This window comes from Acinetobacter sp. D009, from assembly GCF_038562025.1.
Taxonomy (GTDB): domain Bacteria; phylum Pseudomonadota; class Gammaproteobacteria; order Pseudomonadales; family Moraxellaceae; genus Acinetobacter; species Acinetobacter pittii.
In genome coordinates, this window is sequence record NZ_CP151886.1 from 2,628,443 (window position 1) to 2,642,379 (window position 13,937).

Sequence of the window (13,937 nt, forward strand, 5' to 3'; positions counted from 1 at the left end):
TTGTTAAGATCTATTTATTTAGAATGGCTAAATTTCATAGTTCTTATTTGGTACGTCTAAAAGAATTGTCTTATGTTGCAACCATCTGTGAAATGTCAACAGGCCCTTGTTTTGTACACTAACATAAAATGAGTTGATAAGGAATTTCATCTCTTCTGTGTAATAGCTCATCTCGAGCTTGTGTGAATTGTTTACCCTATTCGGAACATATTAAGCATGACTTCAAATTTTTCACAACTCAGCACAGATGCTTTATCTCCGGGGCAACTACCTGAATCCGTTAAAGCATTGTTAAAACGTGCTCACATCAACAGATATCCAAAACGAACCACAATTGTTGATGCCGGAACAGAGTCAAAATCTTTATATTTAATTTTAAAAGGCTCAGTTTCAATTATTTTGCGTGAAGATGATGAACGTGAAATTGTTGTTGCGTATTTAAACCCGGGCGATTTCTTTGGGGAAATGGGGCTTTTCGAACCGAACCCTCAACGTACAGCCGAAGTTCGAACTCGTGATGTCTGTGAAATTGCAGAGATCTCTTATGACAACTTCCACGAACTTAGCAAACAATACCCAGACTTAAGCTATGCTGTTTTTGCACAATTAGTTCGCCGTCTAAAAAATACGACTCGTAAAATGACAGATCTTGCGTTCATTGATGTGTCTGGTCGTATTGCACGTTGCTTAATCGATCTATCTTCTCAACCAGAAGCAATGATTTTGCCGAATGGTCGTCAAATTCGTATTACTCGTCAAGAAATTGGCCGTATTGTTGGATGTTCACGTGAGATGGTTGGCCGTGTACTCAAAACCTTAGAAGATCAAGGTATGATCCAAACTGATGGTAAAGCCATTCTTATTTTTGATGCATCATTAGAAGAAAACACTGTTTCTGATGATGACTACGACGATGAAGAATAATATTCATTAAATTTTTAATAAAAAGCAAACTTCGGTTTGCTTTTTTTATATGCAACAATGAGTTAATACACAAAACTTACAAACTATTCTAATTTTATGATTTAAGTTGAATACATATTCTCCGTTAGGCTAACTCAAAATTTCCAAGGATTCCGCTGTATGCAATTTAACCCACTTAGTCGCACAGGCCTTAAACTTCCAGAAATTTGTTTAGGCACCATGACATTTGGTGAGCAAAACTCCCAACAAGAAGCTTTTGAACAACTCAATTACGCCTTGGCCCATGGTTTATATTTTTGGGATACGGCTGAGATGTATTCCGTTCCACCAAAACCTGAAACTTATGGTGCAACTGAAACGATTATTGGTAATTGGTTTGCCCAGCATGGACAACGTGACAAAGTCTTTCTCGCATCTAAAATTGCAGGTCCGGGCTTTGGAGGAACACACATTCGAGAAGGCCATACGCGCTTTAACAGTGACCATATTGCCAAAGCTCTAGATGATTCACTTAAACGCCTCCAAACGGACTATATCGACCTTTATCAACTGCATTGGCCTGAACGTCATACCAACTTTTTTGGTACGCTCGCTTATGGTAATCAGCAAGCTGAAAATGATTACGACACAACACCTCTAGAAGAAACATTACTTGCTCTACAAGAAGAGATTAATCGCGGACGCATTCGCTATATTGGTTTATCAAATGAAACCCCGTGGGGCACCATGAAATTTTTACATTTGGCCGAAAAGCTAGGTGTCAGTAAATTTGTAAGTGTTCAAAACCCTTATAGTCTTCTTAACCGTACTTATGAAATAGGTATGTCAGAGATTGCTAAATATGAGGATGTCGGCTTGCTCGCCTACTCTCCTCTGGCTTTTGGTTACCTAACTGGCAAGTTTAGAAATGGTGCACGTCCCGCTAATGCTCGTGTGACACTATTCCCTCGCTTTAGCCGCTACAGTAACCCTCAAAGTGAGTGGGCAACTGAACAATATGCACAGCTAGCAGAAAAGCATGGACTAAGCTTAACTCAGATGGCCTTAGCTTTTATTAAACAACAGTTCTTTGTGACCAGCACAATTATTGGTGCCACTAATTTAGATCAACTCAAAGAAAATATTCAGGCATTTGAGATTGAATTACCAAGTGAAGTTCTAAAAGGTATTGAGGCCATCCATACCCAACAGCCCAACCCTGCTCCTTAAATAAAAAACGGATGCTTAAGCATCCGTTTTCTTTATCTATATAAAATTTACATCTTATTTACGGCTATTATAAACTGCCATTGCCGCAGGTAAGTTTTTACGCATATCACCAATACGTTGTGAGTTAGATGGGTGAGTAGACAAGAATGATGAACCACCGCCACCTTCAAGCTTATTCATTTTTTCCCAAAGCGTAATCGCTGCATTTGGATTATAGCCTGCACGCGCCATCAACATTAAACCACCTTGGTCAGCACGACTTTCCAAGCTACGAGAATATGGTAAACCCACACCCACTTGTGTACCTAACTGAGCGGCAGCAGTACCAAGCTGGCCTACATTATTACCCGCATAGCTTAAACCGATGCCTAGAGCTAAATCAGTTAAAGCTTGTGCACCGATTTTACTTTTTGCATGCTCTTCTAAAGCATGTGTCATTTCATGTCCCATAACAGCTGCAATTTCAGCATCTGTCAGGTTCAATTTATTCACAATACCTGTATAGAACACGACCTTGCCACCAGGTGCAACGTAAGCATTAATCGTATCTGATTTCAACACCGCTAACTGCCAGCTAAATGGTTGACCAGTCTGATTCATCTGGTTGGCATATGGTTTTAAACGGTTGAATACAGCATTAATACGGTTATATGTACTAGAGCTTGTATCGAGAGCACCCTTACCACGTGCTTCCTGCACCATCTTATTAAAACCTTGAGCAGATTGAGCATTTAAGGTTGCAGTATCTGCACCAGCCATGTCCGCTACTGTTGCACAGCCAGAAATGGTCATCACACTTGCTGCACACAAGCTTAAAAAGAGTTTTTTATTCATAACACGGATCACCTAAATCGATAAAAAGCTGTTTATTCTTTTGCACTTATTATAAGAAATACCACTCATGCTTTGAATGTCTCATTTCTCCATGATCATAGTATTTATGTAACGATCAAGTAGATAAAGTCATCAAATAAATCCAGAAAATTAAACAGATTACATTTAAACCCAAATAAACATGACTTAAGGTTTTAACTTTCTCTTCAAGATTAGGACTTTCCCTTTTCCAGAGTAAATAACTATTTTGTATGAGTACAACAGGAATTAACACACATGCGAACAAAACCGACAAGCTCATAAAAGCGGTCATAAAGAAATCTTCATGATATTCCTGCCCATAAATAACCAACATCGCCAGCGTGGGTGAACCACCAATAGCAAATAAAAAAGAATAAAAAATTGTTTTTGAAATAGTTGGTTGCAGCTTCATCCTGAGCCCATCCTTCCTTATCTATATATAACGTTTTAATCTGAATCTAATAAAACGAAAACTGCACTTTAGTCGGGTATAAAAAAGGCCCCCTTTCAGGAGGCCTTTTTAATCTTTGCTAATTAAGCAGAGAATGGATGACGTAAAACAATTGTTTCTGCACGATCTGGACCAGTTGAAACGATATCAATCGGACATTCGATTAATTGTTCAATACGCTTAACATAAGCCAAAGCATTTGCTGGTAATTGATCGATACTCGTTAAACCAACAGTCGACTCGCTCCAACCAGGCATAGTTTCATAGATTGGCTTCAAGCATTCAAAAGAAACCGCATCTGAAGAACCTACACAACCTGAATCTGTATTTTCATAACCCACACAGATTTTTACTTCTTCCAAACCATCTAAAACGTCAAGTTTAGTTAAGCAAATACCTGAAAGTGAGTTTACATCTACAGAACGGCGAAGAATTTCAGCATCAAACCAACCACAACGACGTTGACGGCCAGTAGAAGCACCAAATTCATGACCAACTGTACCTAGGTGTTTACCAATCGGATCACCAGAATCAGCAGCTGCATCGTAAACCAATTCAGTTGGGAATGGACCAGCACCTACACGTGTTGTATAAGCCTTAGTAATACCTAATACATAATCAAGATGTAAAGGTCCCATACCTGAACCAGAGCTTACGCCACCAGCAGTTGTATTTGAGCTCGTAACATATGGATAAGTACCGTGGTCGATGTCTAGAAGTGAGCCTTGAGCTCCTTCAAACATAACAGCCTTACCTTCTTTGCGATAGTCATGCAATACTTTAGTCACATCAATAACTAATGGAGCAAGCACTTCACGCCATTGGTTGCAAAGAGCCAATACATCTTCAAATTTAACAGCTTCTACACCGTAGAACTGAGTTAACTGGAAGTTATGTAACTCAAGCATTTCTTGGAGTTTTTCTTCAAGCGCTGCACCACCACGAACAAGGTCAGCAACACGCACTGCACGGCGAGCCACTTTATCTTCGTATGCAGGACCAATACCACGACCTGTAGTACCGATTTTAGCATTACCACGTTTCTTCTCACGTGCCTGATCAAGTGCAATGTGGTTAGGCAAAATGAGTGGACAGTTTGGAGAAATACGTAGACGTTCTTTAACAGGAACACCTTCTGCTTCCAAAATTCCCATTTCTTCAATTAACGCGGCTGGTGAAAGTACTACACCATTACCAATTAAGCACAATACGTTTTCACGTAAAATGCCTGATGGAATGAGGTGCAATACAGTCTTTTTACCACCTACGACAAGAGTATGACCTGCGTTATGTCCGCCTTGATAACGTACTACCGCAGCCGCCTGATCTGTGAGCAGGTCGACGATTTTACCTTTACCTTCGTCGCCCCATTGGGTACCAAGTACCACAACATTTTTGCCCATAATAGCCTCATTACATCATGCTGTTAAAATTGGAAACCACCAGTAAAAATTTACCGTTGGCAATTAAATCTTTTCAATATTCCACTGTCCATTTTGCGACACGAGTTGATGGGTCGCATATGGAATAGAACTTAAATCATCATTACCTAACAATTGAACTACACGTAAACCTTGAGCACGTGCATTCGAAATTGCTGAGAGTAAATCCTGTTCTGAGCCTTTTGGAGCAACAACAGTTTCGATTTCGGCGAACTGATTTGCACCTAGGGCATATAAATCACAACTAAAGCCAGTAGCAGGACGTGCGCGGCCAAAGTGCTCACCAATACCATCATAACGACCACCCTGCGCTAAAGGCGCGGCACGATTCGGTGCATAGACCGCATACATTAAGCCAGTGTGGTAGTGATAACTACGTAGCTCTACAACATCAATACCGATATTGAGATTTGGCCAACGGCCTTTAATTTGCGCAAGTGTCGTTTTAAGTGCATCTAATGCTGATTTAAACTCAGCATCTTGTAAGATGTTTGCACTTAAATTCGCCTGCAATGCTTCTAGATCACTAGAATAGCGGCCAAGTGCATAGAAATCAGAACCCATATTGAGGTTTTGAGTAAATTCAGCTAACTCTGGTAACGCTTTTCTTTGATAAAGATCTGAAAGCTCATGCTCTTCATTTTTTGACAGTCCAGCACATTTTACTAAACTGCGGAACAACCCTACATGACCCAAATCTAAATGCGCGCCTTGTAAAGTATAGATGTTCTCGATCAACCCCAGCATAACATCGACCATTTCGACATCAGCTTCGATACTGTCATGCCCGTATAACTCTGCACCTAATTGTAGAGGTGCACGTGTGGCATTGAAATTTTGTGGTTTAGTATGTAATACAGTCCCTGAATAACAGTAACGTGCAACGCCTTCAACTGGTCTTACATGTGCATCGATACGTGCAACTTGTGGCGTCATATCAGCACGAACACCGAGTAAACGGCCTGAGAGCTGATCAATGACCTTAAAAGTTACTAAATCCAAGTCTTGATTTGATTCTGATAATGAAGACAACGATTCGATGTATTCGATAAATGGTGTATATACCAATTGATAACCTCGTACCGCGAGGAAATCTAAAGCTTCACGGCGAAGTTTTTCAATGACTTGCGCCTGTTCCGGCAATACATCTGCTACCCCGTCAGGCAGCAACCATGTCTCTGAAATGGTCATATTTCAAGCCTAAAATCTGATCAACGTGGAACGACACCACATAAAAAAATCGGGAACACACCCGATTTCTCTTAGTGTAGCATGATACTTTGTGCCATGCACCTGACAATTTGCATAAATCTTTCTTAATAAACTCTAAAGTCAAAAAGAAGATTTTATGAATTAATAATAATATTCAATACTTTATTCTCATTCACTCATACCATAGACAAAAGTTCTTCGACCAAAGAATGGGCCAATATCTGAGCTATCTCCTTGTTGCCAGTTAACCAGATTTAATCTCTGAATAGCTTGAGCTGCTTGAGTATTAAAAGCAAAGCAACCTTTTTCAAGATTTGCTATTTTTAGCTTTTGTCTGAAAGCAATTAATGAATGCATATTATTAAGCGGGTTATCTTCTATAGAATACAGATGAGACTTTTCATACGCTAAATTTCTATCAGCATCCCACCGACTACTTGATATAAAATTAATAAAAAAAGCAGACTGGTTATTATTATTTCCCAATGCGCTTTGAATATCACCAGTCTCTAAGTTTTCTAAAACAGTTAAGTTATAACCATACCACTGCGAATTTAGAAGTCTAAAATACTTTTTATCTTGGCCTAAGTTATTATATCTTTCGACAATTGACTGCTTTTTCTCACTAAACGAAGGATTTGAATTAAAACTAGATATATAAGAAATATAAGATTGACTCCATTGAGTTTCTTTTAAACGATAACAATAACTATTTTTTGGAAACCTAATATTCTTATAATTTTGGTAGAAGTCTATTAAATTTTTATCAAGTTGATTGTGAAGGCCCGTTTCTAAATTTTTATTTTCTTTATAGCCCGGTAATACACGATCAAAGATATTTTCACCCTCTAAATTCACAATTTCAAATTTTAAATTTTCTTTCAAATCAGGCGTTAATTCATACGTCCAACTGCTCGGTGTTAACCTTTTCACAGTATGTGTTTGTAAGGTCCCTTTATTTAAAACTTTCTGTTCAGTTAAAAGTTCAGTTTCTAGCGGTTGGTTATATGACTTTGCAAAAAAGATTTCATTATTCTTAATTGAATATTGAGTAATTTCAAAAGAATCACTGTAGATACTTGAAGAAATATCAGAAGGTTGATAATAGACTTGGTAAATTTTGTCTTCTTTTTCTAAATTATTTTCGGCTTGATCATGGGTATTCTGATCTGAGCCTTCACCACCGCAAGCAGCTAAAATAATAGTAGATGTAAAAATTAAAAAACCACTTATTCTTTTTGAGTTAAATTTCATATGAACTCTATAATTAAAATTTTAATGTTTGCGAATCATACAAATAGATATAATTTTACACAATACTAATATTTAGAATTTTAATTATTTGAACTTTTCATATTAGAAATTAACAACCATAAAAAGGGTGTTAATTTAACACCCTTAAATGATTTAAAATCATATTTAGAAAGAATCGCACAAATCTAATAATCGATTTGCATAGCCCCATTCATTATCGTACCAAGCGAATACTTTAGCTTGATGCCCTACAACCATAGTTTGAGTTAAATCAACGATGAGTGAATAAGGTGAATGATTGAAATCACTCGAAACTAATGGCTCATCTGTTACCGCCATAATTTCTGCATAATCTGTTTGAGATGCTTTAATTAGTATTTCATTAATGTGATGCACAGTAATTGGAGATTGCGCGATAAAAGTTAAGTCAATTGCTGCCACATTAATAGTCGGTACCCGAATTGAATAACCATCAATACGGTCTTCCATTTTAGGCATAACACGTTTTAATGCGCCGAGTGCACTAGATGTAGTCGGAATAATATTTTGCCCTGAAGCTCTAGCACGACGTAAATCACGATGTGCGTGGTCAAGAACAGATTGATCTGCTGTCACTGCATGAATTTCTGTCATAAGTGCAGTTTCAATACCAAAAGCATCATCAATGATTTTGACTAATGGAACCAAAGCCTGCGTAGTACATGAAACACTTGATATGATCTGATCAGTCACTTTGACTTCATTATGGTTCACACCATAAACAATGGCTGCGTCAACATGATCAAAAGGTGCTGCTCCAATAATGACCCGCTTCGCCCCTGCTTGTAGATGACGCGTTGCATCCGCATGAGAACGGAACAGTCCTGTACACTCAAGTACCGCATCAATATCTAAACTAGACCATGGTAAAAGTTCAGGTTGTTTCTGCTTTAAAACCTCAACTTTTAGCGTTCGTTGATTTGATTGAATATTCAAAAAAACTTTTTCATTTTCAATGAATATATCTACATTTCCATTGAAGCGGCCGTGCGTAGAATCATATTTAAATAAATGCACTAATGTCTGGACATCTGCTATATCGTTAATCGCCACGATTTCAAAATGAAATTGTTTTGGGCTTTCGAACCAGGCGCGTAAAACATTACGTCCAATCCGACCAAACCCATTAATGGCGATACGTTGCATGACCTATCCTTATCAACAAAACTACAAACTAAAGAAAGCATATAGTAAAGCACGTCAAGGCCAATTGAATATAGATTTTTAGCCAAATCACAGTTTTGTAAGATATTCCTTTTAAAATCGTTGGTTCGGTGGGGTTTTTCCGCTACAATTTAGCGTTTTTAAAAAATAAGCCCCGTATCACATGCAAGGTTTGGCATAAAACAAACAGGCATTGATACATTTAGCCAAATTCGAAAATATGGAGTGACTTGGTTGTGAGTACTCGTTTAATGACATCTGCTGAAATTCGTGAAGCATTTTTGCGCTACTTTGAAACGCAAGGGCATACACGTGTCGCGTCGAGTTCTCTTGTTCCTGCCAACGACCCAACTTTATTATTTACAAATGCTGGGATGAACCAGTTTAAAGACTGCTTTTTAGGTCTTGAGAAACGTGACTATGTGCGTGCAACTACATCTCAAAAATGTGTACGCGCTGGCGGTAAACACAATGACTTAGACAACGTTGGCTACACTGCACGTCACCATACATTCTTTGAAATGTTAGGTAATTTCTCATTCGGTGATTATTTCAAACGTGATGCGCTTAAATTCGCATGGGAATTTTTAACCAGCGAACAATGGCTTGCTTTACCAAAAGATAAACTTTATGCCACGGTTTACCACACCGATGACGAAGCTTACGACATCTGGAACAAAGAAATCGGTTTAGCACCAGAACGTATTATCCGTATTGGTGATAATAAAGGCGAAAAATACGCATCTGATAACTTCTGGGCAATGGGTGATACTGGTCCATGTGGTCCATGTTCTGAAATTTTCTTTGACCACGGTGATCACATTTGGGGTGGCTTACCTGGTTCTCCTGAAGAAGATGGCGACCGTTTCATTGAAATCTGGAACAACGTTTTCATGCAGTTTAACCGTACTGCTGATGGCGTGCTTCACCCTCTTCCTGCTCCGTCTGTTGATACAGGTATGGGCTTAGAGCGTATCTCTGCTGTATTGCAACATGTTAATTCAAACTATGATATTGACCTGTTCCAACACTTATTAAAAGCTGCTGCCAACATTATCGGTATTGAAGACCAAGGTCAGCCTTCTTTACGTGTTGTTGCAGACCATGCGCGTTCATGCTGTTTCCTCATTGCTGATGGTGTAAACCCAAGTAATGAAGGTCGTGGTTATGTACTTCGCCGTATTATCCGTCGCGCTGTGCGTCACGGTAATAAACTTGGTGCAACTGGTACGTTCTTCTACAAAATGTTGCAACCTTTAATTGAAGTTATGGGTGATGCATATCCAGAGCTTGCAGCTCGTAAAGATGTGATTGAAGCAACTTTAATTCGTGAAGAAGAACAGTTTGCAAAAACACTTGAGCAAGGCTTGAAACTACTCGAGGGTGAGCTTGCTCAATTAAAAGATAAGACAATTCCTGGTGCGACTGTATTTAAACTTTACGACACTTACGGCTTCCCGACAGACTTAACTGCTGATATTGCACGTGAACGTGACTTTATTATTGATGAAGCTGGTTTTGAAGTAGAAATGGCAGCACAGCGTCAACGTGCTCGTGATGCTGGTAAGTTTGCAGTTGATTACAACAATATTGTAAAAGTTGATGGCGAAACTCAGTTTGATGGTTACATCAACACCACTGGTCAAGGTCAAATTGTAGCGATCTATAAAGATGGCGTACAAGTTGATGAAGTTTCTGAAGGTGATGAAGCGCTTATCGTTTTAAACCAAACTCCTTTCTATGCTGAAAGTGGTGGTCAGATTGGTGATACTGGTATCTTCAAAAACGAAACTGGTATTTTTGAAGTTCAAGATACTAAAAAGTCAGGCGGTGCCTTTGTTCATCAAGGTATTGTGACCGTTGGTAGCCTTAAAGCAGATCAAAACGTTGAAGCGATTGTTAAAGCAGACATTCGTGAAGCAACTGCACGTAACCACTCTGCAACTCACTTATTACATGCTGCCCTTCGTCAAATCTTAGGCTCACATGTACAACAAAAAGGTTCTTTAGTTGCAAGCGATATCTTACGTTTCGACTTTGCTAATGACCAACCTGTAACTTTTGAACAGTTACAACAAGTTGAGCGCTTAGTGAATGCAGAAATTATTGCAAATAGTGCTGTAACAACCGAACTTCTTGATATCGAAGCTGCAAAAGCTAAAGGTGCCATGATGTTGTTTGGTGAAAAATATGGTGATGAAGTACGTGTACTTTCTATGGGTTCAATTATTGATGAGAAAAACTTCTCAATTGAACTTTGTGGTGGTATTCACGTTAAGCGTACAGGTGATATTGGTTTATTCAAAATCACTTCTGAAGGTGGTGTAGCTGCCGGTGTACGTCGTATTGAAGCTGTTACAGGTACTAAAGCGCTAGATGTAGTACAAAAAACTGATGCTGATATCCAGCACATTAATGGCTTATTAAAAGCACAGAAAGACCAAACTGTTGAGCGTGTACAAGCCAATGTTGAATTGGTTTCTGCATTACAAAAGCAGATTGAACAGCTCAATCAGAAATTAGCAAACTTCCAAGCGTCAGAATTGATTGATCAGGTACAAACCATTGCTGATCGTCAAACGCTTATTACCACTGTTCAAGGTGTAGATGCAAAATCACTTCGCAACTTACACGACAGTGTTAAATCGAAATTAGAGAATGCAGTTATTGTTTTAGCTGGTGTAGAGGGTGACAAAGTTAGCCTACTTGCTTCAGTTGCATCACAATACACTGCAACTCTAAAAGCAGGTGACATCATCAAACATCTAGCAACAGAGTTAGGTGGTAAAGGTGGTGGTAAACCTGACTTAGCACAAGGTGGCGCGCCACTTAACGAGAAGTTTGGACAAGTTATCGCAGCATTACCTGCATGGCTTGAACAAAAATAAGACTTCACTTTTTGTGTAACTGACCCTGAAAAGCCTCTCAGGGTCATGGCTTATATGGAACAACTATGGCATTAATCGTTCAAAAATATGGCGGTACTTCTATGGGTACCCCCGAGCGCATTTTAAATGTTGCTCGTCGTGTGAAGCGTTGGCATGATCACGGTCACAAAGTTGTTGTGGTCGTATCTGCAATGAGTGGTGAAACAAACCGCTTACTTGCTCTCGCTAAAGCCATTACCGAAACACCTGACCCACGTGAGTTAGACCAAATGGTTTCAACCGGTGAACAGGTGACGATTTCCATGTTAGCTATGGCACTTAATTCGATTGGTGTGGAAGCTAAATCCTATACCGGACGTCAAGTCGGTATTAAAACTGACAGTGCATTTACCAAGGCGCGTATCGAGTCTATTGATACAGATGTCATGACCAATGACCTAGATGCAGGCCGTGTTATTGTGGTTGCTGGTTTCCAAGGCTTTGATGCTAATGGAAATACCACAACACTAGGTCGAGGTGGTTCAGATACTTCTGGTGTTGCTCTTGCTGCTGCTTTAAAAGCTGACGAATGCCAGATTTACACTGATGTAGATGGTGTTTACACCACTGACCCTCGCGTTGCTCCTAAAGCCAAAAAAATCGACCGTATTTCTTTTGAAGAAATGCTAGAAATGGCATCATTAGGTTCTAAAGTTTTACAAATTCGCTCAGTAGAGTTTGCCGGGAAATATCAAGTTCCTTTACGTGTATTATCAAGCTTTGATAATGACGACGACGGCGTTTTTGACGACGAATTTAAAGAAAATGTTGGTACACTCATTACTACTGAGGCAGAAGATACTATGGAACAGCCAATTATTGCAGGTATTGCTTTTAACCGTGACGAAGCAAAATTAACGATTTTAGGTGTACCTGATGAACCAGGCATTGCTTCTAAAATCTTATCACCAGTAAGTGATGCCAATATCGAAGTCGATATGATAGTGCAAAATGTTGAAGAAGATGGCACTACAGATTTCACATTCACAGTAAACCGTGTTGATTTAGCGAAAGCTGAAAAAATCTTAAACGAAACTGCTAAAAATATTGGCGCACGTGAAGTTTCAACACGTGATGACATCGTTAAAGTGTCTATCGTTGGTGTAGGTATGCGTTCACACGCAGGTGTAGCGAGCAGAATGTTCACTGCCCTTGCTGATGAAGGTATCAACATTCTTATGATTTCAACTTCTGAAATTAAAGTTTCTGTGATTATCGACGAGAAATACCTTGAACTTGCTGTTCGCTGCTTACATACCGCTTTTGGTTTGGATCGTGAACATGGTGAAAGCAGCGCTCGCGCTTAATTTTACCAACCGGTCAAGAATTCATTAAAAAATGTTTACTTGTCCGACAATAATCAAAGAAAACACAGAGCCGCTATAGTTTTTTTTATAGCGGCTCTGTTATATTAAACGGAAAGTTTTTTGGCAGAGATTATCAAAATATGACTTTGTTCTCATATTTCTGTTAGAATCTGACTGAAAACTGAGGTTGAGCTTTTTATTTGGGTACCAATATTGCAGTTTTAAGCGTTTAGCAAGGAGATAAACATGCTGATTCTGACCCGCCGTGTCGGGGAAACATTAATGATTGGGGATCAAGTCAGTGTTACTGTGCTTGGCGTCAAAGGAAACCAGGTTCGTATTGGTGTGAATGCACCAAAAGAGGTTTCTGTTCATCGCGAAGAAATTTATCAACGTATTCAACATGAACGTGCAATGCATGAACACCTTCAACATCTTGATCAAGATTATCAAGTTTCTTATGAAGATGATAATTATGCACAGAAAAACTTCAATCGTTAGTATGAAGTTGTTCTCTCCCTAATTAAAGCGACTTTATAGTCGCTTTAAATTTTTTAAGTGGTTGTATTTATAGACCTAAAGCACGTTTAACAGGTGCATAACTACGACGATGCTGATCAATCACGCCATGCACGGCAATCGCTTCAAAATGTGCTTTGGTTGGATATCCTTTATGTTTGGCAAAACCAAATAACGGATATTGCTGATCTAATTCTGCCATCTGTCGATCTCGTGTCACTTTTGCCAAGATACTTGCTGCACTAATTTCAGCATGGCTTGCATCTCCACCAACAATGGCTTCACAAGGAATAATAATTCCTTTCGGAATTTGATTACCATCAACGATCACTTTTTGAGGTTGAGTTTTCAAGCCATCAACAGCGCGTTGCATAGCCAAAAAAGTCGCCTGTAAAATATTTAGCTCATCAATTTCAGCATGAGTTGCTTCAGCAATTGACCAAGCTAAGGCTTTTTCTTGTATTTCAATAAACAACTTTTCACGTTTCTTTTCAGTTAATTTTTTAGAATCATTTAATCCTAAAATTGGATTATTCGGATCTAAAATCACAGCTGCTGCCACAACCGAACCTACTAAAGGCCCCCGTCCTGCCTCATCTACACCAGCAATAAACATCGACTCACTACCTTTAAA

12 protein-coding genes are annotated in these 13,937 nt (G+C 39.0%); 5 read left to right on the forward strand and 7 right to left on the reverse strand.

Annotated elements, in window-relative coordinates; all coding sequences use genetic code 11:
* Positions 1-216 precede the first annotated feature (216 nt).
* Positions 217-924, forward strand: a complete 708-nt coding sequence (gene crp, locus AAC388_RS12615) for a cAMP-activated global transcriptional regulator CRP (protein WP_005070320.1) — start codon at positions 217-219, stop codon at positions 922-924.
* Positions 925-1,083: 159 nt separating this feature from the next.
* Entirely contained in the window at positions 1,084-2,133 is a 1,050-nt protein-coding gene (locus AAC388_RS12620) for an NADP(H)-dependent aldo-keto reductase (protein ID WP_342370739.1), read from the forward strand.
* A gap of 54 nt (positions 2,134-2,187) precedes the next feature.
* Here AAC388_RS12620 and AAC388_RS12625 read toward each other — a convergent pair whose 3' ends face one another.
* The 6 genes from AAC388_RS12625 to AAC388_RS12650 all read right to left on the reverse strand — a co-directional run bounded on the left by AAC388_RS12625 (position 2,188) and on the right by AAC388_RS12650 (position 8,532).
* Positions 2,188-2,967, reverse strand: coding sequence for a M48 family metallopeptidase (locus AAC388_RS12625; protein ID WP_002121572.1), 780 nt, complete (start codon positions 2,965-2,967; stop codon positions 2,188-2,190).
* Positions 2,968-3,082: 115 nt separating this feature from the next.
* Positions 3,083-3,400 carry a hypothetical protein gene (locus AAC388_RS12630; protein ID WP_002121533.1) on the reverse strand — a complete coding sequence of 106 codons (318 nt, stop codon included), beginning with the start codon at positions 3,398-3,400 and terminating at the stop codon, positions 3,083-3,085.
* Positions 3,401-3,522: 122 nt separating this feature from the next.
* A complete protein-coding gene (locus tag AAC388_RS12635; RefSeq protein ID WP_002121613.1) occupies positions 3,523-4,842 on the reverse strand; it encodes an adenylosuccinate synthase in 1,320 nt (439 codons plus the stop codon).
* A 63-nt stretch (positions 4,843-4,905) separates the two neighbouring features.
* A complete protein-coding gene (locus AAC388_RS12640; protein ID WP_014206187.1) occupies positions 4,906-6,072 on the reverse strand; it encodes an ATP phosphoribosyltransferase regulatory subunit in 1,167 nt (388 codons plus the stop codon).
* A gap of 189 nt (positions 6,073-6,261) precedes the next feature.
* Complete coding sequence (locus AAC388_RS12645; RefSeq protein ID WP_342370740.1) at positions 6,262-7,347, reverse strand: hypothetical protein; 1,086 nt, start codon at positions 7,345-7,347, stop codon at positions 6,262-6,264.
* A 165-nt stretch (positions 7,348-7,512) separates the two neighbouring features.
* Positions 7,513-8,532, reverse strand: coding sequence for a type I glyceraldehyde-3-phosphate dehydrogenase (locus tag AAC388_RS12650; RefSeq protein WP_342370741.1), 1,020 nt, complete (start codon positions 8,530-8,532; stop codon positions 7,513-7,515).
* A 269-nt stretch (positions 8,533-8,801) separates the two neighbouring features.
* Between AAC388_RS12650 and alaS the strand changes: the two genes are divergently transcribed.
* The 3 genes from alaS to csrA all read left to right on the forward strand — a co-directional run bounded on the left by alaS (position 8,802) and on the right by csrA (position 13,285).
* Positions 8,802-11,438 (forward strand): alanine--tRNA ligase, encoded by a 2,637-nt coding sequence (alaS, locus tag AAC388_RS12655; RefSeq protein ID WP_069122647.1) that lies wholly within the window; start codon positions 8,802-8,804, stop codon positions 11,436-11,438.
* Positions 11,439-11,503: 65 nt separating this feature from the next.
* Positions 11,504-12,784, forward strand: a complete 1,281-nt coding sequence (locus AAC388_RS12660; protein ID WP_032004034.1) for an aspartate kinase — start codon at positions 11,504-11,506, stop codon at positions 12,782-12,784.
* Between the two features lie 246 nt (positions 12,785-13,030).
* Complete coding sequence (gene csrA / locus AAC388_RS12665; RefSeq protein ID WP_000906487.1) at positions 13,031-13,285, forward strand: carbon storage regulator CsrA; 255 nt, start codon at positions 13,031-13,033, stop codon at positions 13,283-13,285.
* A 67-nt stretch (positions 13,286-13,352) separates the two neighbouring features.
* Here the strand turns inward: csrA and rnhB are convergent, their stop codons facing one another.
* Complete coding sequence (gene rnhB, locus AAC388_RS12670; protein ID WP_002163155.1) at positions 13,353-13,919, reverse strand: ribonuclease HII; 567 nt, start codon at positions 13,917-13,919, stop codon at positions 13,353-13,355.
* Between the last annotated feature and the right edge of the window lie 18 nt (positions 13,920-13,937).

Coding starts and splice junctions, on each gene's coding strand:
- AAC388_RS12620 (WP_342370739.1), top strand. CDS start 1,084: ATGCAATTTAACCCACTTAGTCGCACAGGCCTTAAACTTCCAGAAATT.
- AAC388_RS12645 (WP_342370740.1), bottom strand. CDS start 7,347: ATGAAATTTAACTCAAAAAGAATAAGTGGTTTTTTAATTTTTACATCT.
- AAC388_RS12630 (WP_002121533.1), bottom strand. CDS start 3,400: ATGAAGCTGCAACCAACTATTTCAAAAACAATTTTTTATTCTTTTTTA.
- crp (WP_005070320.1), top strand. CDS start 217: ATGACTTCAAATTTTTCACAACTCAGCACAGATGCTTTATCTCCGGGG.
- AAC388_RS12650 (WP_342370741.1), bottom strand. CDS start 8,532: ATGCAACGTATCGCCATTAATGGGTTTGGTCGGATTGGACGTAATGTT.
- AAC388_RS12640 (WP_014206187.1), bottom strand. CDS start 6,072: ATGACCATTTCAGAGACATGGTTGCTGCCTGACGGGGTAGCAGATGTA.
- csrA (WP_000906487.1), top strand. CDS start 13,031: ATGCTGATTCTGACCCGCCGTGTCGGGGAAACATTAATGATTGGGGAT.
- rnhB (WP_002163155.1), bottom strand. CDS start 13,919: ATGTTTATTGCTGGTGTAGATGAGGCAGGACGGGGGCCTTTAGTAGGT.
- alaS (WP_069122647.1), top strand. CDS start 8,802: ATGACATCTGCTGAAATTCGTGAAGCATTTTTGCGCTACTTTGAAACG.
- AAC388_RS12625 (WP_002121572.1), bottom strand. CDS start 2,967: ATGAATAAAAAACTCTTTTTAAGCTTGTGTGCAGCAAGTGTGATGACC.
- AAC388_RS12635 (WP_002121613.1), bottom strand. CDS start 4,842: ATGGGCAAAAATGTTGTGGTACTTGGTACCCAATGGGGCGACGAAGGT.
- AAC388_RS12660 (WP_032004034.1), top strand. CDS start 11,504: ATGGCATTAATCGTTCAAAAATATGGCGGTACTTCTATGGGTACCCCC.